The following is a 232-nucleotide window of genomic DNA, read 5'->3' on the forward strand; positions in this document are numbered from 1 at the left end:
TCGGCGAACTCGTCGTCTCCGGTCCCATGGTCACGCCCGGCTATCTCGACAGCGGCGTGACGGACGATCGGTTTATAAACGGCGGGCTGCGGACGGGGGACCGCGGCTACCGGGACGAAAACGGGCGGGTCTACGTGGTCGGCCGCGTCGACGAAACCATCGTGACGGGTGGCGAGAACGTCGACCCGACCGAGGTGGTGTCGGCGCTCCGGGAGCATCCCGGCGTCGCGGC

At 69.4% G+C, this 232-nt stretch carries 1 pseudogene; it reads left to right on the forward strand.

The window, feature by feature from the left end:
* Positions 1 to 232: pseudogene (locus tag ACP7FG_RS13250) on the forward strand (hypothetical protein); the annotation flags it as partial.

Source organism: Idiomarina sp. ST10R2A5 (assembly GCF_051842325.1).
Classification (GTDB): domain Bacteria; phylum Pseudomonadota; class Gammaproteobacteria; order Enterobacterales; family Alteromonadaceae; genus Idiomarina; species Idiomarina abyssalis.